18 protein-coding genes are annotated in these 24,312 nt (G+C 37.1%); 13 read left to right on the plus strand and 5 right to left on the minus strand.

The window, feature by feature from the left end; all coding sequences use genetic code 11:
* On the minus strand, nucleotides 1-2,037 hold the full coding sequence (locus QMN76_RS03390) for an autotransporter assembly complex protein TamA (protein ID WP_282023775.1): 2,037 nt from the start codon (nucleotides 2,035-2,037) through the stop codon (nucleotides 1-3).
* 621 nt (nucleotides 2,038-2,658) lie between these two features.
* Between QMN76_RS03390 and QMN76_RS03395 the strand changes: the two genes are divergently transcribed.
* From QMN76_RS03395 to QMN76_RS03420, 6 genes are all read left to right on the plus strand, one after another.
* Entirely contained in the window at nucleotides 2,659-3,432 is a 774-nt protein-coding gene (locus QMN76_RS03395; protein WP_161631836.1) for a lysophospholipid acyltransferase family protein, read from the plus strand.
* A 159-nt stretch (nucleotides 3,433-3,591) separates the two neighbouring features.
* The gene (gene pckA / locus QMN76_RS03400) at nucleotides 3,592-5,328 is read left to right on the plus strand and encodes a phosphoenolpyruvate carboxykinase (ATP) (RefSeq protein ID WP_282023774.1); all 1,737 of its coding nucleotides are present in this window, start codon (nucleotides 3,592-3,594) and stop codon (nucleotides 5,326-5,328) included.
* Between the two features lie 108 nt (nucleotides 5,329-5,436).
* On the plus strand, nucleotides 5,437-6,831 hold the full coding sequence (gene miaB / locus QMN76_RS03405) for a tRNA (N6-isopentenyl adenosine(37)-C2)-methylthiotransferase MiaB (protein WP_282023773.1): 1,395 nt from the start codon (nucleotides 5,437-5,439) through the stop codon (nucleotides 6,829-6,831).
* Nucleotides 6,828-7,898 carry a PhoH family protein gene (locus QMN76_RS03410; RefSeq protein ID WP_408869453.1) on the plus strand — a complete coding sequence of 357 codons (1,071 nt, stop codon included), beginning with the start codon at nucleotides 6,828-6,830 and terminating at the stop codon, nucleotides 7,896-7,898. The genes miaB and QMN76_RS03410 overlap by 4 nt, the downstream gene beginning before the upstream one ends.
* A 78-nt stretch (nucleotides 7,899-7,976) precedes the next feature.
* Nucleotides 7,977-8,381: an rRNA maturation RNase YbeY gene (ybeY, locus tag QMN76_RS03415; protein ID WP_051461781.1), complete on the plus strand. Its 405-nt coding sequence runs from the start codon at nucleotides 7,977-7,979 to the stop codon at nucleotides 8,379-8,381.
* Between the two features lie 2 nt (nucleotides 8,382-8,383).
* On the plus strand, nucleotides 8,384-9,364 hold the full coding sequence (locus tag QMN76_RS03420) for a hemolysin family protein (RefSeq protein WP_282023772.1): 981 nt from the start codon (nucleotides 8,384-8,386) through the stop codon (nucleotides 9,362-9,364).
* Nucleotides 9,365-9,408: 44 nt separating this feature from the next.
* Here the strand turns inward: QMN76_RS03420 and QMN76_RS03425 are convergent, their stop codons facing one another.
* Nucleotides 9,409-10,359, minus strand: coding sequence for a carbohydrate kinase family protein (locus QMN76_RS03425; protein ID WP_282023771.1), 951 nt, complete (start codon nucleotides 10,357-10,359; stop codon nucleotides 9,409-9,411).
* A 224-nt stretch (nucleotides 10,360-10,583) separates the two neighbouring features.
* On the opposite strand from QMN76_RS03425, the gene QMN76_RS03430 reads away from it, so the two are divergent.
* From QMN76_RS03430 to QMN76_RS03440, 3 genes are all read left to right on the plus strand, one after another.
* A complete protein-coding gene (locus tag QMN76_RS03430; protein ID WP_034336362.1) occupies nucleotides 10,584-10,928 on the plus strand; it encodes a DMT family protein in 345 nt (114 codons plus the stop codon).
* A gap of 141 nt (nucleotides 10,929-11,069) precedes the next feature.
* A complete protein-coding gene (locus QMN76_RS03435; protein ID WP_034336359.1) occupies nucleotides 11,070-11,705 on the plus strand; it encodes a thioredoxin domain-containing protein in 636 nt (211 codons plus the stop codon).
* Between the two features lie 21 nt (nucleotides 11,706-11,726).
* Nucleotides 11,727-16,280: an AAA family ATPase gene (locus QMN76_RS03440; RefSeq protein ID WP_282065734.1), complete on the plus strand. Its 4,554-nt coding sequence runs from the start codon at nucleotides 11,727-11,729 to the stop codon at nucleotides 16,278-16,280.
* On the opposite strand, the gene QMN76_RS03445 is transcribed toward QMN76_RS03440, so the two are convergent.
* The 3 genes from QMN76_RS03445 to QMN76_RS03455 form a co-directional block, all read right to left on the minus strand.
* The gene (locus QMN76_RS03445; RefSeq protein WP_034336353.1) at nucleotides 16,273-16,782 is read right to left on the minus strand and encodes a PPC domain-containing DNA-binding protein; all 510 of its coding nucleotides are present in this window, start codon (nucleotides 16,780-16,782) and stop codon (nucleotides 16,273-16,275) included. The two genes, QMN76_RS03440 and QMN76_RS03445, sit on opposite strands and share 8 nt — an antisense overlap.
* 256 nt (nucleotides 16,783-17,038) lie before the next feature.
* A complete protein-coding gene (locus QMN76_RS03450; protein ID WP_282023769.1) occupies nucleotides 17,039-18,565 on the minus strand; it encodes an OprO/OprP family phosphate-selective porin in 1,527 nt (508 codons plus the stop codon).
* A gap of 163 nt (nucleotides 18,566-18,728) precedes the next feature.
* Nucleotides 18,729-20,234, minus strand: a complete 1,506-nt coding sequence (locus tag QMN76_RS03455) for an OprO/OprP family phosphate-selective porin (RefSeq protein ID WP_282023768.1) — start codon at nucleotides 20,232-20,234, stop codon at nucleotides 18,729-18,731.
* 255 nt (nucleotides 20,235-20,489) lie between these two features.
* Here QMN76_RS03455 and QMN76_RS03460 point away from each other — a divergent pair, with 255 nt between their 5' ends.
* The 4 genes from QMN76_RS03460 to QMN76_RS03475 are packed head-to-tail and all read left to right on the plus strand — an operon-like array spanning nucleotide 20,490 to nucleotide 24,290.
* Complete coding sequence (locus QMN76_RS03460; protein ID WP_282023767.1) at nucleotides 20,490-22,481, plus strand: glycosyltransferase family 2 protein; 1,992 nt, start codon at nucleotides 20,490-20,492, stop codon at nucleotides 22,479-22,481.
* A 7-nt stretch (nucleotides 22,482-22,488) separates the two neighbouring features.
* The gene (locus tag QMN76_RS03465; RefSeq protein ID WP_282023766.1) at nucleotides 22,489-23,229 is read left to right on the plus strand and encodes an ABC transporter ATP-binding protein; all 741 of its coding nucleotides are present in this window, start codon (nucleotides 22,489-22,491) and stop codon (nucleotides 23,227-23,229) included.
* A complete protein-coding gene (locus QMN76_RS03470) occupies nucleotides 23,226-23,987 on the plus strand; it encodes an ABC transporter permease (RefSeq protein WP_282065735.1) in 762 nt (253 codons plus the stop codon). The genes QMN76_RS03465 and QMN76_RS03470 overlap by 4 nt, the downstream gene beginning before the upstream one ends.
* A 6-nt stretch (nucleotides 23,988-23,993) precedes the next feature.
* Nucleotides 23,994-24,290, plus strand: a complete 297-nt coding sequence (locus QMN76_RS03475; RefSeq protein ID WP_282065736.1) for a hypothetical protein — start codon at nucleotides 23,994-23,996, stop codon at nucleotides 24,288-24,290.
* Nucleotides 24,291-24,312 lie beyond the last annotated feature (22 nt).

Raw genomic sequence — 24,312 nt, forward strand, 5'->3', positions numbered from 1 at the left:
TTAAAACGTCTCACCCAAACTAATATAAACCTCGAATTTATCCCCGCGCGGTGGGCGATTAACTGGCACAGCAATATCAAAACGAATAGGCCCTAATGGCGTATAATATTTTACACCCGCACCAACACCAACCCGAACATCCCCTTCAAAAGGCATGCTGGTTTTACTGACTTGACCCGCATCCATAAAAGCTTGTGTACCAAAGGATTCTGTTAACTTTTGACGAAACTCTACGGTTCCAGCATCCATTGCCTTACCACCAACAGCATATTTTGTTCCATGGAATTGAGGGCCCACGCCTTGAAAACGAAAACCTCTGACTGTTGAGGTTCCACCAGCATACATACGTTGATCAGGTGGAAGATTCATTCTTGATGCACCTTGAATACTGCCCACTGTTCCTCGGAATGCGAATACACTATCCCCTGGTTTTGTTAGTCCTGTTTTGGCTAAATCAAAATACGTCGAAGCACTGCCCTCTAAAATTGCAAAGAAAATAGTACCATCCCCAAACGACACCGTCGGCGTTGCCAAAACAGAAGCTTTCATACCATGTGTAGGAGACATCATAGGGCTCGCAAGATCGGTATTATCATAACGTGCACCCAAAGGAACATTTAATAAAGAATAATCATTTTTATATTGCCGTTGTATAATATGCTCTTGGATAGCACCCAAATAACCAGAAACTCTCCAATGTTTATTAATTTTACGATTAAGCCCAGCTTTGATTAAAAAAGCAGTTTGATCATAAGAATACAAATTTTGTTTTACAGCCTCTATACGTGCATTAAGTTCTTGATCTCTTCGTTTAAAGTCAGGTTTCGTAAAGTCTGCATAAATATCATATCCAATACCTTTTTGAGCAGTCCCCCCTAACCCCGTTGCCAAGGCAACTAAATTTAATTTTTCTGCATTACCAAATAAATTTTTATGTGACCAACGAACGCCTAAACGACCTCCTAAATCTGTTGAATAACCTGCTTCAAAACTAACGGATCTACGTTTTGCTTCTTTAAACGTCAATAAAAGAGGTAAGCGTCCATTTGCATCAAGCTTGGTTCCCGCTGTTGCATCAATACTAGAAAAAACACCAAGAGAGGAAAGATCTTGCCTTGCTGATTCAATTTTAGAAGGTTGGTATAATTGCCCATCACTTAGCAACAAACGCTTTCTTATAAAATCTTCATGAACTTTCTCCAACCCTTTAAACTCAATATCGCCTAAATCTACAATAGGGCCAGGTTGTACTTCATAGACAATATCTAGTGTCTTGGTATCAGGGCGCAGATATGCTACTGGATCATTAATTTTGGCCAAGGCATGGCCATCCTCTCGTAAAGAAGTCAACAAACGTCCTTTGGCAGCAACAACGTCAGAAGACGCCGCAGGTTGGCCTGATTTCAAAGCAAAAGCTTTTTGTTGGTCGTCTGTTAGCGTAATCGTTTTTGAAATCTCTTGAGGTTTTAAATTGGTCGATTTGTTATTAGGTTCAACTTGTTGTTGAGTTTTCTTTTCTACCAGTTCGATTTTGCCCAAGTGATATTGATTTCCTTTATCAATATGTATTACAACGACTGCGTCTTGATTATCTGGGATATGACCAATAAAATTAGGTAAATCTGGGTTGTTCCCATCTATAGTATTCGTTAAATTGGTAACTCGCTTCACATTAGAAAATGCTTCATCTTTCTTCTTCTTTTTTTTCTGTTCTTTGTTTTCTGACACAGCTTCAGCATTACCAATTTCAATTTTGATTTTGGCATCATAATATCCAAAACTATCCATAGCACTTTGTAAGCGCTCATAATCGCTTTTAATACGCCCAGACAAAGCAAAGGAACCAACTGCTTTGGTTTTTTTTAAAGTTACAAGGTTTGATACATCCGATAATGTTGCATCAATATCAGCGTTACCTGTAGGACGAATTTCAACTCGATAGGTTTGAGGGTCCGCAGCCAAAACTGTATAAATAGATGAACACACTCCAGCAGTTACCCCCCAACACACGCGGGATAGAATCTTTGAAACATTCATCTTATTCAACAAATTATAATATTTTAATTGTAATTCAATGAACAACAAACCCTGATTCCCTCTATAGATCATGATGTTAAGGCATAACCTTAAGTAAGTTTCTACTTTTTGCAAAAAGAATATAATTACCAAACCTGAATTATACACTATTAAAAATAGCCTTTATCCCAAACAGAATAGTTAAAACCACATAATTATTAAAAAAAAACGACAGAAAAACCAAAATATGTACACTATAAAAAAATAGTGATATATATACAACATTTTATCAAGGATTATTAAGACATCTTCTTGTAGTTCCATCAAACTTCTTATAGAATGCCGAACTACTGTTGGCAGAACGTTCATTAAATTTTCAAAACCTTTGACATAAGCTATAATACCTTGAAATATATTTCTCTTTTCAAAAAAAACTTGCAAAAAATTCTCTTTAAACCGTCTTCATCCAAAATGAACCACTCTCTTTTGCGCTCTTCTGACAAAAAAAAACAATACATAGCCTTTGATATTCAGAATCTTCCAATAACTTATCCACATTTTTTATCCAAATTTTCAACAATTTATCAAAAAATAAGAGCAACCAGAAAAATTATCATTATTTTGGGATGGACCGTAATTTGTATGCCATTTCAAAGCTTTTTTATAAAACTATCAGGAAAGACAAAAATCAATTTTGCTCGGTTTTATTGGAGAAATGTTTGTCGAATACTCGGGCTTGATCTCCGTATTTTTGGTAAACTTGAAAATCAAAATAATCAATCAGGCACGCCAAAACGACCAATAATTTATATTGTTAATCATACATCATGGTTAGACATTCCTGTTCTTGGAGGATTACTACCGGGGGCTTTTGTTGCTAAGGAAGAGATTGGATCTTGGCCTGTTATAAGCACCTTATGCCGCTTGGGACGTGTTTTATTTGTCAGCAGACAACGTCAATCAACCATCAAAGAACAACAAACTATGGAAAAACGACTAGAGGAAGGTGGTAACCTAATTCTTTTTCCAGAAGGCACCTCAACAGAAGGTTCTCACCTAGCACCATTTTTATCATCCTTTTTCGTTCTAGCAAAACCTATCAGCAAAAATGTCACTTATCCTATTCCTATTATTCAACCTATTTCTGTTGTTTATGATCGTTTAGGGATGTTACCTGTTAATCGTTTGCGCCGCCCGATCTACTCTTGGTATGGTGATATGGAACTGACACCACATTTATGGGATTTTTGTAAATGGTCTGATATGAGAGCTTCAATTATTTATCATGATCCCCTTTACCCCGAAGATTTTAAAAATAGAAAGCAACTCTCACAAAAAGCGTGGGATATCATTGCAAAAGGTACTGCGTGCTTACGACAAGGAAAGTCAGAGGAAGACATTAAAAAAACCATATAAATATTTTTAATATTACTTCTTTATCAAGGTGATATTCAATTTTCTGAATAATTTAATGACTATTGATATAAACTAGCGTTTTTGTGAATAGCCTTTTTAGAAATTTTCACTATTTAATATGATGAACCTATACTTTAAAAAATCAGGGTTCTGAAAATTATGACATATTCTTCTTCCTTACCACATAATGTTATAAAACCTTATGTGACAGGAGCATCACTTAGCCTTTCTTATACTCACGGTGATCATGAACAAGTAGACGATGCTATTGCCAGCTTTCTACAAGGAACTGGAATAGTAAAAGCACCTACTCTATACATAAATCTGTCTCGCGCTGAACTGATTGAACATGCAATTCGTAATAAAGAAGGCATTTTATCCAAAGATGGTGCCTTTGTCGTAAAAACAGGATATTACACTGGACGTGCAGCAGGCGACAAATTTGTTGTCGATGAGGCTGGGATCAGCGATCAAATTCAATGGGGCGATATTAATCACAAACTTTCCCCAGCTCATTTTACACAACTTTTATCGGAGGTTGGTGGTTACCTTCAAGGGCAAGCATTATATATACAAGATCTATATGCTGGCCGAGATATGAATCATTGCACACCAATCCGATTAATCACAACCAATGCTTGGCATGCGCTTTTTGCCAGAAATATGTTTGTCAGACCCGAAGATTTAACAGAAGAAGAAAAAGAAGAAGTTAAACAAAATAGCAGACAACCTTATACTATTTTACATGCGCCTCATCTGTTTTTAAATGCCGACCGCTGTGGCACACATGGACCGACGGCTATTACCACCTCCTTTAAAGAACGATTAATAGTTATTTGTGGTACGCAATATGCTGGTGAAATTAAAAAATCTATTTTCTCTACAATGAACTGGCAACTTCCAGCAGAAGATATTTTATCCATGCATTGTTCTGCTAATATCAGCAAAAGCGGTGACGTTGCCATATTTTTCGGCCTTTCTGGCACCGGAAAAACAACATTATCCTCTGACCCAGAGCGTATTTTGATTGGTGATGACGAGCATGGATGGTCTAAAACTGGTGTGTTTAACATTGAAGGTGGATGTTATGCCAAAGTCATCAATCTCAATAAGAAAACAGAACCTGAAATTTGGGATGCTTCTTTGCGTTTTGGCTCTGTGCTTGAAAATGTTATTTTGAATTCTGATGCCTCTCCCGATTTCGATAATAACTCTTTGACTGAAAATACGCGCTCTTGTTATCCTGTAAATTTCATTCCGAATGCCTCTGAAACAGGTAAAGGTGGCCAACCACTCAATATCGTTATGTTGACAGCGGATGCGTTTGGAGTATTACCCCCCATTTCGAAACTCACCAATGCACAAGCAATTTTCCATTTTTTAATGGGATATACGGCTCGTATTGCTGGCACTGAAAGCGGTCTTAGCAAGGAACCCAAAGCAACATTTAGCCCTTGTTTTGGCGCGCCATTCCTCCCTAGGCCAGCAGATGTTTATGGTGCATTACTGATGAAACGCCTTGAAGAAAATCCAAAGATTCAGTGTTGGTTACTGAATACTGGTTGGAGTGGTGGTGCTTATGGCATTGGTAAACGTTTCTCATTACCTCATACTCGCCAATTATTAAACATGGCATTAAATCACTCTTTGAGCAAAGTTCCATTTGAAACTGAAGAACATTTTGGATTGCAAATTCCAACCAAAGTAGATGGAATACCAACAGAGCTTTTAAATCCCGTGCATTGTTGGACGGATCCAAAAGCCTATCATAAACAAGCCGAAGATTTAGCTCTACGTTTCAGGAATCATTTTGAGACACTTTCCAAAAGCTTACAAGGTGCCATTCGCTTTGAAGGGGATATTTTTTCTGCGGAATTAAAGGTCAAACATATATAAAATACTTGTATCAACCCTCTAATTTTTATAAAAAGATAGCTTGGCTCATTTTTTCTTTAAAAAAAGCCTTATAGCTATCTTTTTTTTATATAATAGGCTGCTTAGCGAATGGTTGACACCAGTTTTTCAAATATGACACACTCTACACAAGCAACAGAACGGTTTTTGCATGTAATTACATGGGGATGCCAGATGAATGTGTATGACAGTAATCGCATGGTCGATTTACTGCGCCCACTGGGCTATAAAGTCACTGATAAATCTGAAAAAGCAGATATTTTAATTTTGAATACTTGCCATATTCGCGACAAAGCGACGGAAAAGGTTTTTTCAGAGTTAGGGCGTCTTAGACAAATCAAAGAATATCGCGAAGAGCAAGGCCAAGAAACTATTATCGCTGTGGCAGGCTGCGTTGCTCAAGCAGAAGGCGAGATTATTTTAAAACGTGCTCCTTATGTCGATATTGTTTTTGGGCCACAAACTTATCACCGCCTTCCTAAAATGATCTTGGACATAGCACGCAAATCTGGGAATGTCATTGAAACAGATTTTCCTGTTGAAAGTAAATTTGATTTCCTTCCTGCTCCAGAAGAAGCACAAGGACATACAGCTTTTTTAACTATTCAAGAGGGATGTGATAAATTCTGCTCTTTCTGTGTCGTTCCATATACAAGAGGTGCCGAAGAAAGCAGGCCAGTTCAAGCTATTATAGATGAGGCAACACGTCTATGCGAACTGGGTGTCAAAGAAATCTCTTTACTGGGACAAAATGTAAATGCTTATCATGGGCAAGGCCCTGATGGAAATATTTGGGATCTGGTTAAACTGGCAGAAAAATTATCAACCATCCCAGGGTTGAAACGTATTCGTTATACAACATCTCATCCTAACGATATGAGTGATTCGTTAATTGCTGCACATCGTGACCTGCCTGCTTTAATGCCGTTTTTACATTTGCCCGTTCAATCTGGATCTGATCGTGTATTAAAGGCCATGAATCGAGGACACACAGCAAAAGAATACTACGAACTTGTTGATAAGATCAAAAAAGCCAGACCCGATATTGCTTTATCTTCAGATTTCATTATCGGCCATCCTGGGGAAAGTATTGATGATTTTAAAGCAACTATGAAGCTGGTTAACGATATTACGTTTGCGATGGCTTACTCATTTAAATACTCCCCTCGCCCAGGCACCTCTGCAGCTGTTTCCACCAACCAAGTTCTCGAAAATGAAAAAGACGCCCGTTTGCAAGAATTACAAGCCGTTCTTAAAGATCAGCAAACGAAATTTAATCAAGATACTGTTGGGCGTACAATTCCTATATTATTCACCAATAAAGGACGTAAAGAGGGTCAAATAGCTGGAAAATCCCCGTATCTTCAAGCAGTACATGTTCAAGGCGATGAAAGTCTTATTGGTCAAGAACATTTAGTAGAAGTCAATGAATGTTTAACTTTCTCTTTATCTGGTAACCTTGTTAAAGAAAGCATCCCCCTTTGAGCGAACAAAAATATAATATCCCTCTTGTAATCTCAGAAGAGCAAATGAACGAATCAACGACCAAAGCAACGTTGCAATTTGATGATAATTTGCTACTGGCTCATTTAATTGGCGACCATGATCGTTATTTGGTGCAAATCGAAAAAGAATTACAAATTAAACTGGGATGCCGAGGGAATTATGTAGTTGTCGAAGGGGGCTTACAACAAGTTGAACTGGCCAAAGCTGTTTTAACCAATCTCTATCGTCATATATTTCATCAAAAAGACATTAACTCAAGCATTGTGAATACAATTATTCGAATGACCCAAGATGGACTTCTAGCCAATCACACTTATACTCCTGAACAAGTTACAGAACAAAATGATTCTGCAATCAGCAATGCCCCAAGCATTACCACGCGCCGAGGCACAATTTCTGCACGTACAGCTGGGCAGGCAGAGTATTTAAAGCTACTATTCAAACATGAGATGGTTTTCGGAATTGGTCCTGCTGGAACTGGAAAGACTTTCCTAGCCGTTGCTCAAGCAGTTTCCATGTTACTCTCTGGTCAAGTCGATCGTATTATACTTTCACGCCCTGCGGTTGAGGCTGGTGAACGTTTAGGTTTTTTACCTGGTGATATGAAAGAGAAAATAGATCCTTATCTTCGCCCTTTATATGATGCTCTACATGCCATGATGCCTGGTGATCAAGTTATAAAACGCCTCACTAATGGTGAAATTGAAGTTGCCCCATTGGCTTTTATGCGTGGACGTACACTTGAACATGCTTATGTTATTTTAGACGAAGCACAAAATACCACCACCGCACAAATGAAAATGTTTTTAACACGTTTAGGACCTGGGTCCAGAATGGTTATTACCGGGGATATAAGTCAAATCGATCTTCCTTCGAATGTAAAATCTGGATTAAAAGATGCTGTAGAAACCTTGGAAGGGATTTCTGGGATTGAAATTATGCGTTTTCAGGCGCAAGATGTCGTAAGGCATCCTTTAGTCAGTCGTATTGTCAGAGCTTATGACCAACGGGATGCACAACAACGACCTACTATTCATAAATCGTAATTCATGCAGCAAAATTATCGGACTAGGCAAACACTTAAAGACAAGCTTATTATACAAGAGCGACAATGGTGTCGATTTATGCCTCAGCTATTGCCGCTTTTATACCGTATTCATCAGATCTTACCTATTACTGAAGAAACCAATTTATGTTTTGATAATGATCATTCAGTAAAAAAATTAAACGAACAGTTCAGAGGTAAAAATAAACCAACCAATGTCTTAACCTTTGAACTTCCTGCGGGGGGTATGGTTGGGGGTGATATTGTTTTTGCGCTACAAACAATTCAAAATGAAGCTCGACAAAATAAAAGACCTTTTATGCATCATTTGGCACATTTGATTATTCACGGTTTATTACATTTACGGGGCTATGATCATATTTATGTTAACGAAGCCAAAGAAATGGAAATGCGAGAGGCTCTTTTATTACAAAAGCTAAACATTCCTAATCCCTGGAAACTTCATCCGCTACGGAGTATATAGCCATGAATCCTACTCCTACTACACAGAACAACCCCCTTTCAGATCAAGCACAATCCTTACAACCACAAAAACAAGCTCGATTCAAATCAGTTATTTCACGTTGGGTTCATAAAAATAAACAACAGAATCTACGCCAATCTATTGTAAATTTAGTTGATGAAGAAAATGCGCATGATCAATCTCCACAACATGCCAATGCAGAAGAACTGAGCCCTCAAGAAAAACTATTAATTTCTAATATCTTGCGCCTACGTGGACAAACTGCTGATGATGTAATGGTGCAAAGAGCCGATATCTTTGCCATCGATGATACAATTTCGTTTGAAAAAGCTTTGGAAGTAATGCGACATGAAAATCATTCGCGTGTGCCTGTATATCATACAGAGCTCGATAATATTATCGGTATGCTTCATGTCAAAGATTTAATCGCTTATACAGGTAAACAAGAAGAATTTAATATCGCTAATCACTTGAGGCAACCTCTTTTTATAGCACCCCAGATTCCTATCTTAGATTTACTATTGCAAATGCGCTTGCATCGTATTCATCTAGCATTAGTAATTGATGAATTTGGCAGTATTGATGGCCTGGTTACTATTGAAGATCTGGTTGAAACAATTGTTGGTGATATTGCGGATGAGCATGACGATCCCGATGTAGAAATGATGTTGGAGCGCGATCGCAATACCTTAGATCTTGATGCTAGAATGCCTCTTGAGGACCTTGAAAAGTATATTGGTGTTTTCTTAACCGAAGAAGAACATAATTCAGATATTGATACAATTGGTGGATTAGTTTTTCGATTGGCAGAGCACGTTCCTACGAAAGGCGAAGTCTTAACACACTCTTGTGGTTTGGTCTTTAGGGTATTAGACGCTGATCCAAGACATATCCGTCGCCTTAGAATGCATATCCCTAATGAGTGGGTATTTCCTGGGTCTACACAAACGACAGATCAAAATGCTAATAAGGAAAACGGTTAAAAAAGGTAAGGAAATGTTTATCCCTTACCTTTACTCTGAGAACCTTAATTTTTAAAAGCAATCCGCGCTTCAACCTCTTTTTCCCAAGGAGGATTAGCACCACGACGTTGACAAATCATTGCCGCAGCAACAGATGCATATTCCAAAGCTTTGGTAATTTTCTCTGGTGTAATTGTTTTAATAGTATCCAACGATAACAAATTCGCTTTTTGCAAATAAGTCAATGTTGCAGCCATAAATGTATCACCTGCGCCAATCGAGTCTACAACATCGTCGATATAATCTGGTTTAACATTAATTACTTTTTGACCTGGTAAATAACATAAAGTCCCTTGGCTGCCACGGGTAATAATCACAATAGATGTACCTTGTGAAATCCACATTTCAGCAGCTTCATCAAAAGAAGTATCTGGCATCAAAAATTGCAAATCTGATTTGGAAAGCTTAATGATATCTGCCATAGCGATTAAACGCGCCATTCGCGCACGATATACAGCTGGATGCAATGTATTACTAGGACGACAGTTAGGATCTATAGAAAGAATCCGTTTTCCTTTTTCTATTCTGAACATTTGTTCACATGCTTCAGAAATCGGAGGTTCAATTAAAGAGGTAGACCCAATATGAATCAAATTGACATCATCTGTAAATCCAGGAGATTGTGAACGTACCCAAAGGCGAGAAACCGTGTTTTCATCATAAAAGGCATATTGTGGCTCTTCTTGACCCAGTTCAACAAAAGCAAGCGTCGTTTGTTGAGGGCCACGTGCAACATATTTTGTATCAACATTTGATGTTTCCAAGAAATTCATCAGCTTTTCGCCTAAGAAATCATTAGAAACGCCTCCCATAAAACCAACTTGACCACCAAGACGACCAATTGCCACGGCAATATTCGCACATGATCCACCCGGGGCTGGGCAATAACAATCTGCTCCATCTGTAGTTTTATCAGGAATAAAATCGATTAAAACATCCCCACAAAGAATAATCATCTAAAATCTCCTATGACAGAATATGATCATGAAACAATATATCACGAATATTTTATTATTGGATCATATTAAAAAAAAATATAAAATAAGTAAGTGTCTTAAGTATTTTGAATAATTTTATTTTATACATCAAAAATAATTTATCAAATGTTAACTTATAATAAATTTGGTTAAATGACCTATAAAAAAATATCTTTTTAAAATTATTTACAAAGGAAATTCAAGTGCCTGTTTGGTTAACCACTGCCACAATGCTGGTGTTTTCTAATCTTTTCATGACGTATGCATGGTATGGACATTTAAAAACACTAGAAAATAAACCCTGGTATATTGCAGCACTGATCAGTTGGTGTATTGCTTTGGGGGAATATATGATCCAAGTTCCAGCAAATCGTATTGGCTATACAAAACTCTCTTTGGGAGAGTTAAAAATTATGCAAGAAGCCATCACTTTGATGGTTTTTATCCCGTTTAGTATATTTTTTATGCATCAATCTTTTAAACTTGATTATATTTGGGCTGGTTTATGTATTGTCGGAGCCGTTTTCTTTATTTTCCGTGGTGGCTAAAACAACGACGATAAATTTGATTTCATTCATGTTTTAATTTTTAAAAGTAAAAAAATTTTATCATGCTTTAAGGCTTTTATGATAAAATAGAGTTTAATCCCACTCACTTATACTTAATTTTATTGTTTTTTGGAATAATCAATGCTTATTACACGTCGTTTTTTTCTTAGCACTGCTATTCCTGCAGTCTCTTTATTAGCAACCAATTTACAAGCCAAAGCTGCAGAAGTCGCCCCTAATTTCATAGCCCCTCGCGCTTTGGGTAATCCTAATGCCAAAGTCCATGTCCAAGAGTGGTTTTCTTTGACCTGTGCGCATTGTGGTCGTTTTGCTCAAACTGTTTTTCCTGAAATTGAAAAACAATATATTAACACTGGAAAAGTCTATTATATTTTCAAAGATTTTCCTCTAGATAAAATCGCTCTTATGGCTGCTATTGTGGCACGCAGCTTACCTGTTGATCAATACAAGCCTTTTGTTTTTGCTTTATTAGATAATTTAGATCAATGGGCTTTCAAAGAGGGCGCAGATCCTGCCAAAGAACTTCAAAAATATGCAACTTTGGCTGGCATGAATCCAGCTCAATTTGATCAAGTCACTAATGATACTAATCTACGTGATGCAATTTTGGCAGAGGTTAAACAAGCCGAGGATAAATATAAAATTGACAGCACCCCGACCTTTATTTTTAACGGCCAAGCATCTGTTGGTGAATTAACTATTGAAGATTTTGGGAAAAACGTTACAAGTGCTTTAAGCCGTCAACCAACCCCTTAATCATAGTCTTTATATCCCTGTATGACCATCCGCTTTACACATCTAAAAATCGCTGGATTCAAAAGTTTTTCTGATCCAATCACTCTAGAGATTTTACCAGGTTTAACAGGGATTATCGGCCCTAATGGCTGCGGCAAATCAAATATTGTCGAGGCCATACGTTGGGTAATGGGAGAGAGCTCTGCCAAATCATTACGTGGTGGAGAAATGGATGATGTCATTTTTGCAGGCACTACACGCAGAGCCGCACGAAATATTGCCGAAGTCTCCCTTACTCTAGAAGGTGCGCAAAACATAGGCCCCGCCCCTTTTCAACAACAAGATCAACTGCAAATCTCACGACAACTCGAACGAGGCTCAGGCAGTCAATACAGAATTAATAGCAAAGTCCAACGTGCCAGGGATGTACAAACATTTTTTGCTGATCTAGGATCTGGTCCAAGATCTTCAGCCATTATCAGTCAAAACCGTATTGCCCAACTTATTTCCGCCTCACCTGAAGAACGTCGTCAAGTTCTAGAAGAGGCCGCGGGTATTGCAGGACTTTACAGCAGACGACGCGAAGCAGAGTTAAAGTTAAAAGCAACCGAAGAAAATCTCGCTCGTCTAGATGATTTACAACAACAACTGATTTTATTAATACAATCATTAAACGAACAATCTTCACAAGCCACTATTTATCGGCGACTATCTGCGGAACTGAGGGACACAGAAACCGCTTTACAGTCTCTCTATTTCCAACGTGCCATTCGCAGCTTACGTTTATTTGAACAAAAACATATTCAAGCTCAAACAATACATACGGATTCTGAATTAAGTTATAAAAAACAACAAGCTGAACTTAATATAATAGAAGAAAAACTGCCCCAAGTACGTCAACAAGAAACCCAGATACGCGCTAAATGGGATGGACAACGCCGCGAAACACGCCTCATTCAAGAACAAGAAAATAAAATTTCTGAACAGTTACGCCAGCTTCAAGAACGCATTACCGAAGCAACAGAACAACACTTGTCCACAGCAACGCGCGTTAAAAAAACGCAATTTGATCTAAATCAGATTCATGAAAATTTAAAAAACACTGAACAGACTCTATTGGATCACCCTGCTAAAATACAAGATTCTCAGAAAAAAATTACAGTCTTTGAAAATCAACTGGCCACTATTAATACCAACATTCAAGAACAAGAAAAAATCCTGGCCGAACAACAGCAACAATATCAAAATATTACACAACAATACCATCAGGCTAAACATGCTCATCAGCATGCCGAGCAAGAATATCAAAAATTAAGTCATGGATATGAGCTTTGCCTAGAACAACTGCCTCAAGAAGTTACAATTCAATCCCTTGCCAACATTGAGCAACAAGCCCAAAAGCAAGTTCAAGAGCTTCAAACGCAAAAACAACACATTAATACACAGCTCAATGAAGCCAAGTTACAAGCAAGCAATGCATTACATCATGCTCAACAGACTGAGCATACATATACTCAATTAGCACAAAAAATTCGACAAGAAACCCAAACGCTAGACCAGCTTATAAGCAATCAAAATAATTTAAAAAGCCAATTACTTAGTCTTGAAAAACAAACTTTAACCGAGGATATACGAACGCAATTTACAGGCGAGCTAAGCATTCTACAAAAAAAATTATTTGAAACAAAAGAAACTGCTCAATCGGCAACACAAGCCCATCAAGATGCCATCCAAAAACTTCTTGAAACACAAGCTCGCTTTCAACAAGCAACGCAAACGTTTGAAAACCGTCAGAATAACCTAGCATCTGCGCAACATGCTTTTGCACAAGCACAAAAAAACACCAACCGTCTTGCTGAACAAATTGAAAAGGCCAAATCGATACGGGTCGATCCTAAGCTTTTAGAGAATAAAAAAACTGAATTTACGCAGCAACAAAACGAAGTTAAAACGCTACAAAAAACAGTGGAAACTTTAAGCTTACAACATCAACAAGTTACAGAAACTGCCGAGGTTACACAAAAAGCACTTTATCAACATGAAGCCGAGCTACAAAAACTACATGCAAAACAAGATGGCTTAGCTCAGGCTTTATCTCATGATCAGGGCATTCAAAATAACGCATCCTTACCTGCTGTATTAGAATCTATCACTATTCCAACTGAATGGATTGTTGGGATTGCTGCTCTTTTTGATGAGCGGTTGGAAAGTCCCTCAAGCTCAGAAACACCAACAGGCTGGGTTGCTATGTCGCCCAGTAATTCGTCTTTTCCACAACATGTTCGTAAATTATCACAGATTATTAAGCCCTCTCCTGCTTTGCAGCGTGCATTTGATCATATAGGCGTAGTCGAAACAGTTGAAGAAGGCGAAACTTTTTTTCAAAACCTTACCTTTGGACAAAGCCTGATTACCCAACAAGGCGATGTTTGGCGTTGGGATGGTTATCATCAAAAAGCAGGGGTTCAAAATAAAGCAGCACAACGCTTGTTACAAAGAGAAACCCTCAAACAAACACAAGAATTACTTGCTGAACTAGAGCAACAATACCCCGCGCTACAAACACAATATCAAGAGGCTATAACTCAACAACAAACTCTTAAAAGGCAATTAACAGAAAAACAGGCGGACTATAAAACCTCAGAGCAATCCTTTCAAAAAATACAACAAGAATTTTTGAATCTTAAAAATCGCGATCAAGCAGCACAAACACAGTTTGAAGCATTAGAACCTGCTTATCTGCAAGCACAACAAGATTTTATAGATAAGCAAACTAACTTAGATGTCGCTCAACAAAAAGCATTACTTCCTAAACCAGATCCCATTATCGTAAAATCATGCCAAGATGATGTCCAACATGCCAAAGAGGCCTTAAACCAAGCTCAGCAAAACTCACAAAATTTAGAGATTCAACTCTCTGAACTTAAGGACCTCCAACAAAAGCGCCTCAATGAAGATCAACAAAATCATTTACGTATTGAGACGACCCAAGACAAATTGTCGCAATTAAAAATAGAGATTGAACAAAAACAAAAAAATCTATTACAGGATCAAACTCAACATAATCAGCAAGAAAAACCTGAACAGGCTTTGGCTGCCAAAGAAGCTGCGCAACAAAATGTACACGCTCTTGAACAACAACTTACTGAATTGCAAAAATCTCTAGAACGTGCTGAAGAGGCTTTTTCTGAAGCAAAAATTAAATATCAAAAAATCAAAGATACTTATATTCAGCAAAATAGCCGTATCGAAATCCTTAAACCTCGTTGTGATGAAGCAAAAAAACATCTTGATGCAACGAAAAAAGATATAAATGAAGCCGAAACATTGTATGCCACACGTCCAGCATTAGAGCATATTCAAAGCAAGTTGCGCAGTTTTCAAGAAATCTATAGAGCTAATAAAGAACAAGAAGAGCAAGAACGTCTTGCTTATCATTTATTACTGAGTGAAAAAGAAAATCTGATAAAGCAAAAAGCTTCTCTGGAAGAGCAATCCAAAGATTGGCAAGAACGTTTGCTTCAAGCCCAAGACGAAGAAAAGCGAACTCTGGCCAAAATCACACTGTTACAATCAGATTTTAATGATCTTAATGAGCAACTGCCGCAACTTATACAAAAAGAAACCATTTTAAAAGAACTTGAAGAACAAGCTAGTCAGCTTTATCAACAAGCACAACAACAATTATTACAGCTTGAACAAAATAGAATCCAAGCACAAAAGCAACTACAACAAACTGAGCAAAATGCTACTAAAGCTCGAGAAAATCTACTTAAAGCTCAAGCTAAACAAGAACAAGCAGAAGCCCTTTTTGAACAATTAAAAACGAATATTGAACCCGCTATTCAAGAATATGCAAGACAGCAATCTGATTTAGATATTAGTGATGCTTCTGAAAGAAAGCTTAAATCGACAATTAGCGAACACACTGCCGAACGCAATGCTTTGGGAGCTGTCAATTTACGGGCAGAAATTGAGCGTGAAGAAAAACAAGAACAACTTAGCGCGATCGAAAAAGAATATACTGAGCTGTCATTAGCCATACAACAACTAAGAGAATCTATTCAAAAACTGAACCAACAAGGCAAAGAAAAACTCAGCGCCATTTTTACCGAGGTCAATCAACATTTCCAAGATTTATTTACCCGCATGTTCAATGGTGGAAGTGCTTATTTAAAATTGCTGGCCCATGAAGATCCTTTACAATCAGGGCTTGAGATTTATGCCCAACCTCCTGGAAAAAAGCTTTCTACCCTTTCCCTTCTATCTGGTGGGGAACAAGCACTGACAGCTCTTTCTTTGGTTTTCGCCGTTAGTCAATGTAATCCTGTGCCTATATGTATTTTGGATGAAGTCGATGCCCCTTTGGACGATCCAAATGTAGAACGTTTTTGTGCATTGATAACTGATATGACTGAACAATCTGGCACCCGTTTTTTAGTGGTAACCCATCATCAATTAACGATGAGCCACATGAACCGTCTATACGGGGTTACTATGCAAGAACGCGGTGTAAGTCAAATTATATCTATTGATTTGGAACATGCTGTGCAAATGCAACAAGAAAAATATACCGAGCAATTGGATCTTATTTAAACTGATAAAAATTTAAACCAATATTTTGATCATAATATCTGGGAAGTGTTCCATTATACTTAGTAACGACAAATTCACCTGCTCCATTAATAACAGCTGTCAGTAAATGCCCTGCCAAAGCTGAATAATCTGCACGCCCAAGAGTTATATGTAAATGAAGATATAATTTGCCATCTTTTTGAGCAATATTTCCCGTTAAATTACTAATTTCCAGTTGTTCAGCAAAAACCTTATCTTTATAAACTTTGGTTACTGGGTTAAAAAACCGCAAAGTTGCTTCTTTGACTGCGCCAATACCAGTGATTGTACCGGCCCTGATATGTTGATCATTACAAAATTCAGTAAGAGCCTTAGATATTTCAACGTGATTTTTAAGGCTAACCACATATTGATCACCAAACTGCTTATAACTGTATAATTTATCTGTAGGTTGTGCATATACTGAAAACGGCACTAAGGTTAAAACTAACGTAAAAAGAATTTTTCTGATTAGAAGCTTCATTTTATGATCCCCTTTTAGATCATTATATCAAAATACTTTTTTAGCGTTTTTATCTCAAGTAATTGTTCGTAAAGTATTTTGACATTCTATAATAACACGCTTATTCCATCTTCGAATTATAACAATTAAAATATTTCTAACCGTTTTATATTTTGTAAAACTAACGATAGTCTTCATACGACACTATTTATCTGATAATTCTATTAAGATATTAGTTACTAAAATATAATAAAAACTAGACATAGAATCATTCTTACTAGAACGAAAACTGCAATCTGGACGTAATAAAATCACTTTTTCTACCATATAAATTATATCTATTTCCTTTTGACCCAGTAGCATGAACACGGTGATATTCTAGCATAATACGCATATGCTGTGATGGAGACCAATTAACCCCAGTGGTAATCATAGTTTGTTTTCCTCCTTGCACCCCTTGGAACTTACCAGAAGAGCTATAACTATGCACACGATCGTCAAGATCCATTTGGCTAAAACGCGCATTCCATTCTAAAGCTCCCCAATATCCTGCCGCTGGATTAAATAAAGGTCCCTTAGGTGGCTCAAAAATCGCTCTTGCCTGATTATATGTACGAGGCTGACCAAAAATTGTGTACGAAGATAAAATATACCAACCTTTAAAATTGTAATTGGGCCTATATTCTTCATAACTAGAGTTTCGGCTTAGATGAATATTATAAAATTCGGATTGTAAAACTGCACGTTTCCAACGAAACCCAACCTCAGGACCCATCGACCAAACATTATCAACTCCTTGCAGCGTTCCTGTGCGGATATATTGCTTACTGAGCCATAATTGCGCATCTTGTCTGGCACTTATCCCGTATTTTTTATTATCACCATGTAGTGCAAAAGAGCTGGACATTCCTAAATGCAAATCAATATCTCTGGTTGCAATAGGGTGAACTGCGGCTCTAAATACGCCACCAATCTGATTATTAGTAAAATTTTGCTGAAAAGCCTCGCCTAAACGTTGCCCTGTTATATAAGCACTAATCATATAACGCTTGCCATAATGTTGTGCGCCAAATGTTAACCTGGGCTCTCCGCCTGCAATATTACGCACGGCATCAACAATGGCTGGGCGTTCCATAAATTCATAACCCGTAGAGCTCTCTGCATCTTCCATAGAGGATCTGGGTTGGTATAATCCAATAACAATATTTGTATTTTTGAAACCTTTGTAAGCTAGGTTGGCTTCATACAGGTTATAGGTACCTCTGAAAAACTCACCATAATCAGGACTAACCGTTAAAACAAAATCATCATATTGAACACCCAAAGTAAAGCGTCCACGGCGTATATATCCACGAGATCCTGCAACATTTTCACCATATTTATTATCTGGACCAATAAACCCACCGACGTCATAATTAAAAACCATACCCAAAGAAATTTTAAGATGTTTATCTTGCGAAATCAATGTAGGCCTTCCTTTGGGGAAGGTCAGATCCAATCCACCAATACGATATTTTATGCCTTTATAGAGGTCAAGATTTACCACTTTAATCGCATTCCACATTGTGCATGTTTTTTCACTTTCTGCACATATGTAGTAACCTTGTCCAAAATCTGTTTTTTGCTCACCTAGCTCAGAAAGTTGTTGTGCCTCAGATAATTTTTTGGTCTTTTTTGTAGTTTGGGTTGTCGTAATATTTTGAGCTAGAGAAATATTTCCACAGGATATAAAAACACCAATACCAATTAAGTATGATATAACGAAACGATCATTCTTGCGCTTTTCTTCTTTATATATACACATATCTCACACCATAATGGGTTTAACTGCCTACTTTCTTAACAATTATTCATCAGTAAAACAATTTATGTATGATCTTATGTATGATTATATTTTATATAAAAGTAACATTTTGGTCATGTAATAATAAAAGATAATATAACCACCTTGTATCTTTAGCTTTATTTTAAAAATTATATTGCAAGCGAGATATGATCAAATTGCTGTTTCTCCCCCTGGGGTTATAATCATTTCTTAAAGAAGAAGAGGCTTGAATATGATTATAATCCAACATCACTTTCACTTGAGAAGAAGGATACCAATTAAACCCTGTAGACCAAACTGTTTGCTTGCCTCCATTTACACCTATTAGCTTATTATCACTATTATACCGATTTTTATGGCTGTTTAAATCCATAACACTCCACCGTGCAGACCACTCTAATGCACCCCAATATCCTGCTGCTGGATTAAATGTTGGCCCAATAGGGGTAATAAATACTCCTCTTTGTGCCTCATAAATCCGAGGTTGCCCAAAAAGTGTATAATTTGCACTTACATACCATCCTGGAAAATTTAAATTAGGTGCATTTTCTCCATTAACAGCAACTCTTTGCATATGAATAGAATAATATTCAGAGGTAAATAATAATCTCTTGTACCGCAAAGAGACTTGTGGCCCTACACTCCAAATGCTATCGACACCATTAATGGTTCTGGTCTTTAAAAAAGGACGTGTAAGCCATATCTGAGCTTCTTGTCCTGTATTCATTGAATATTTTCGATTTTCACCATGAAATGCAAAAGAACCAGAAACACCAACATGTAAATCAATATCTTTCGTAATCACAGGGCGGCCTGCTAATCTAAATACACCCCCCACCTGATTATCTTGAAAGTTTTTATAAGATCCATAACGTGGTCCTGTTACATAAGCTGCGACAATATATCTTTTCTCCCAATGCGTTCCACCAAGGGATAAACGCGCATTTGCTGCGGCAATATTACGAACAAGATCAACAACCATCGGACGCTCAACAAATTCAAAAAGATTAGAACCTTCAGCATCCTCCATAGTAACACGAGGTTGTAACAACCCAATATCAAGAGAAGTATGATGAAAACCCTGATAACGCAAAGAAGCCTCAAACAGAGAATCATTTTGCACACCTGATGTTCCAAGGTCAGGGGTTACGGTTACTACAAAATCTTTATATTTTGCACTTACGATAAAACGACCACGCCTCAAATGGTTACGCACACCTGACATAGAGGGGCCTCTATCCCTAGCATTCGTCCCAACAAACCCTCCAACATCATATTGAAACATTCCCCCAACAGATAAAACCACTTTATCATTATCAAAAGAAAGCGTTGGTCGGCCCTTGGGAAATTTAACGGAAAATTTTCCCATATCAAATTTTATATTTTGATAAGGATCGATATTTACAACTTTTACGGCATTCCATAAATTACAGCTTTGTACGGTCTCGGCACAAGCATACCATCCCTGTCCTGTATCTACTGTTTTCAACCCTGTTAAATTGCTGGGTACGCCATTGCTATTTGCATTGCTATGCACAATATTCGTTTGTGGTGTTGCAGCACCAGCAGAATCATATAATCCTGTGCCTCCTAATAAAATAAGGGCAACGATATTACTTGGTTTATAATTATGAAAAAAACTCTGCATTGATCATGATCCATTCGCTCATAAAAACTGTTGAAACCTTGCAATTCAAAAAGCAATGTATCGTTATCACTGCAATTAATACATAATATATAAGATAATAAATAAATTACAATAATTTTATGTAAAATTTTTCGATAATCTTATAAAATACTTTATTTTTAAGTTGTTTATTTTATTAAAATATATTTTGAATTTTTAAATAAATTAGTCCCTAATAAAAGCTGTTGTGTTATTATTTTGTTATAAAGATTCTATATGCCCTATACTCATCCTGATTTTATAGAATATCCTTTGGGTAAAAAGCACCAAAATCAATGGTGTTTTATTCTTTGTAAAATTTCTCAAAACCAAACATCCCTGCCTTATCTGATGTCCTTGTACCACGACGACAGCCAAGAGTGGGAGGAAACTCAATATTTACAATCAACTCCCTTTCTTTGCTCTTCTTACAAAATGGGTATTCTATATATTTCGCCAAATAGTCAAAAAATTGGCATTACCTCAATCGAACATACCAAATCTCTATCCAAATTAACCTCTATTAAAATCATTCCATTATCACGACTAATTGCAGCTGGTTTACTAGTATTGTTGAACCCTGTATCAATTTTAAAAGTATTTATTGGTTCCCCTCAACATTTAAAAAAACGTCTACGTACTGCGTTAAATCAAAATTATACTCAATCTGACACCAATTTATCTTATAATACATGGCTGAATTTATATGATGTTTGGAGAAAGAAAGAAAAAGAAATTCTTTACCAAAGCCAATATGTTACGGATTGGCCTAAGATTAATTTGAAAATTTATGGTTCTTCGGATTCCACTTATACTGACATAGATAATGGGGTCGATCAACAATGGGAAACACCTAAAAAAGCAAAGCACACATATGTTGCCATTTTGCAAAACGGAGAAATATTACCTGCTCATGCCTCAGCTATTTTTGCAGATCAAGCTGCACGACATCACTTTCCAGCTGCACTTTATGCAGATTCTGATCTGTTAGATCATAACAATCAAAGAGTCTCTCCTTGTTTTAAACCTAAAATAGGAACGTTGACCTTACTTTCTGGGTTTTTAACCCAAGATATATGGTTATTTCGTCAGGATATTATTGAAAAATACCATCAGCAAATTCATGTAAAATTTCAAACTGCTTATGCTTATCGTTTAGCTTTAGCGCTCTATGTGTGGGAACAACAACTGAGGATTCACCATATTCCTTTTATTCTTAGCCACCGCCGTATCGCCCCTAGTGCTCAAGCTCTTAAGGAAATGCAACAAACTATACATACACAGCTTTCTTGTAAAAACTGGCAATTCAATATTAATCAGGAAAACTTTCCTATAAAAATAAAGCTCTATTCTACCAATAATCCTGTCAGTATTATTATCCCAACCACAATTAGCTCTAAAACTATTCGTAACTGTATTCAAAGCATTTTAAAAAATACAAAATATCCTGATTTTGAAGTTATCTTGGTTATTTCTCAGAATAATTCTTTATCCAAACAGCAACGAAAGTATATACGTCCTTTACTCAAATATAAAAATTTACGTATCGTTTGGTTAAAGACGAATCAGTTTAATTTCTCTGCTAGCTGTAATTTCGGTATTCGCTATGCCAAACATGAATTTATTGGTGTTGTTAATGATGATATTTGGCCTAAAACACCTTATTGGCTGGATTTTATGATGGGACATATGCAAGATCAAAATGTAGGTGCTGTAGGAGGCAAACTATACTATCCCAATGGACAAATACAACATGCAGGAATTTTAATGGGAGCTGCCAATTTATGTGAACATATTGGACGGTTTGAACACTCTGAGCGTTTTACCTTAACCTATGATCATGATATTTCCGCAGTCACAGCCGCTTGTATGTTAATTAGGCGCAGCGCATATACACAAGTTCATGGGTTTGATGAAAACTATGAAATCGCTTATAATGATGTTGATTTCTGCCTAAAGTTACGTCAAGCAAATTTCAAAATCATACAATGCCAACAAGCCAAGCTGACCCATTTTGAATCTTTATCTTTAGGAAATCATTACACAGGAATACGTGCAGGCAAAGAACGACAAGAAATATTATCCATCCGCTCTAAATATAAAGCAATTTGTGATAATGACCCTTTTTATAATCCTAATCTTTCCCTGCAACGAGGCATGGATGAAAAACTAGCCTTCCCTACGCGTATTACTCGACCTTTTGCTATATCCTTCTCATTAAATAAGTGATTTTATTGTGTTATCTATTGCCCCAACTATTCATATTCAAGACTTAACACTAAATTATCAAAATAAACCTATTTTTTCTGAATTAAGCACTTGTTTTCCTGGTGGGAAATTCAGTATTTTATTGGGTGCCAGTGGTGTCGGCAAAAGCAGCTTGCTTAAAATGATCGCTGGATTACTGCCTATTACACAAGGTCAAATCATCTCTAATCACCCTGAAACCATGACCCATCAAATCAGCTATATGGCGCAACAAGATTTGCTTATGCCTTGGGCAACAGTTTTAAAGAATGTCATGTTAGGCAGCAAATTACGTAAAGAAAAAGCAGATAAAAACCGCGCACAAGATATTTTAAAACAAGTGGGATTAAGCCAAGTTTATAACCAATATCCTGCCCAGCTTTCTGGAGGAATGCGTCAACGCGCAGCTTTGGCACGAACCTTATATGAGGATCGTTCAATAATCTTAATGGATGAGCCTTTTTCTGCGTTGGATAGTGTAACACGCGCAAAAATGCAGGATTATACAGCTAAACTTTTAAAGGGAAAAACAGTTATATTAATCACGCATGATCCTTTTGAAGCATGCCGACTGGGCGAACATATTCAAGTGCTGGCTGGAAATCCTGTGCAAATTTATGATATCCCCTCTATTCAAGGCGCTATTCCTCGCCATCCAGAGGATTTACATGTGCAACAAGCGCAAGCCAATCTATTAACTTTGTTAATTGAAAAAAGCACCCTCTCATGAATGCTATCCCTATCTATTTTCGCATACCAGTATTGTTGGTTGGCTTGTTGTGTATATGGCAAGGAATATATCTGTTTTTAGGAATCCCATCCTATTTACTGCCCTCTCCTATATCTGTCTTTATCGCTTTTAAAGACAATCAACTCTTATTATGGAGTGCTGCATTAACCACATTCAATGAAACAATCATAGGGCTTATCCTAGGGTGCGGCTTGGGAATGATATTAGCACTTATGATGAGTTTAGTCCCTTTTATTCGGCAGTGGTTAATGCCAGTCATTTTAATCAGCCAATCTATTCCAACCTTTGCATTGGCACCTTTACTGGTTTTATGGTTTGGGTTTGGGATTAGCTCTAAAATCGTTATGGCTATGATTATGATTTTCTTTCCCGTGACCTCTGCCTTTTTTGACGGATTAAGCCGTACCCCACCAGAATGGATAGAACTTGGAAAAACCATGAATTCCTCCCCCTTAAGACAATTACTATTTATTCGCATCCCCGCAGCCTTACCCTCCTTTGCTTCTGGATTACGTATCGCCGCAGCCATTGCACCCATCGGTGCTGTTGTTGGGGAATGGGTTGGCGCGTCTTCTGGGTTGGGATTTTTAATGCAAAACGCTAATAGCCGATTTCAAACCGACCTTATGTTTGCTGCATTATTTATTTTATCTATGATGACAATATGCTTATGGGGAATAGTAGCCATAGGCACTAAAAAGCTTATTCCATGGGCAGAAAACACAAAAGATTTATAGTGAACAATGAGTGACCAATATAAACTAACTCTTTATCAAGCTCTGCCCAATCAATTTTTCTTTAGCTTTGCAAAAGAAATAAATAAAAACACCATATTTCATGATTTTGATGTGACAATTAATTCTGTTAATTGTGTTTATCAAACCCTTTTGGAGAACAAAGAGATTTTATCTTGGGGTGGTGACTTTAATCTTTATCAACAAAGCTCAGAAATATTTTTAACTATCAATGAGGGAAATATCACTGAAATAAAAGCAACAATTTTCAAATATTCCAGCAATTCAACGTTAATTTTGTATTGATAAAGCTGGAAGAGTGATATCT

This window comes from Commensalibacter papalotli (ex Botero et al. 2024), assembly GCF_947179115.1.
GTDB lineage: Bacteria > Pseudomonadota > Alphaproteobacteria > Acetobacterales > Acetobacteraceae > Commensalibacter > Commensalibacter papalotli.

Bases quoted from the DNA above. Each gene is read 5' to 3' on its own strand.
- QMN76_RS03390 (WP_282023775.1), bottom strand. From the start codon at position 2,037: ATGAATGTTTCAAAGATTCTATCCCGCGTGTGTTGGGGGGTAACTGCT.
- QMN76_RS03435 (WP_034336359.1), top strand. From the start codon at position 11,070: ATGCTTATTACACGTCGTTTTTTTCTTAGCACTGCTATTCCTGCAGTC.
- QMN76_RS03445 (WP_034336353.1), bottom strand. From the start codon at position 16,782: ATGAAGCTTCTAATCAGAAAAATTCTTTTTACGTTAGTTTTAACCTTA.
- miaB (WP_282023773.1), top strand. From the start codon at position 5,437: ATGGTTGACACCAGTTTTTCAAATATGACACACTCTACACAAGCAACA.
- QMN76_RS03475 (WP_282065736.1), top strand. From the start codon at position 23,994: ATGAGTGACCAATATAAACTAACTCTTTATCAAGCTCTGCCCAATCAA.
- QMN76_RS03425 (WP_282023771.1), bottom strand. From the start codon at position 10,359: ATGATTATTCTTTGTGGGGATGTTTTAATCGATTTTATTCCTGATAAA.
- QMN76_RS03440 (WP_282065734.1), top strand. From the start codon at position 11,727: ATGACCATCCGCTTTACACATCTAAAAATCGCTGGATTCAAAAGTTTT.
- QMN76_RS03420 (WP_282023772.1), top strand. From the start codon at position 8,384: ATGAATCCTACTCCTACTACACAGAACAACCCCCTTTCAGATCAAGCA.
- QMN76_RS03395 (WP_161631836.1), top strand. From the start codon at position 2,659: ATGCCATTTCAAAGCTTTTTTATAAAACTATCAGGAAAGACAAAAATC.
- QMN76_RS03460 (WP_282023767.1), top strand. From the start codon at position 20,490: ATGCCCTATACTCATCCTGATTTTATAGAATATCCTTTGGGTAAAAAG.
- QMN76_RS03470 (WP_282065735.1), top strand. From the start codon at position 23,226: ATGAATGCTATCCCTATCTATTTTCGCATACCAGTATTGTTGGTTGGC.
- QMN76_RS03455 (WP_282023768.1), bottom strand. From the start codon at position 20,234: ATGCAGAGTTTTTTTCATAATTATAAACCAAGTAATATCGTTGCCCTT.
- pckA (WP_282023774.1), top strand. From the start codon at position 3,592: ATGACATATTCTTCTTCCTTACCACATAATGTTATAAAACCTTATGTG.
- ybeY (WP_051461781.1), top strand. From the start codon at position 7,977: ATGCCTCAGCTATTGCCGCTTTTATACCGTATTCATCAGATCTTACCT.
- QMN76_RS03450 (WP_282023769.1), bottom strand. From the start codon at position 18,565: ATGTGTATATATAAAGAAGAAAAGCGCAAGAATGATCGTTTCGTTATA.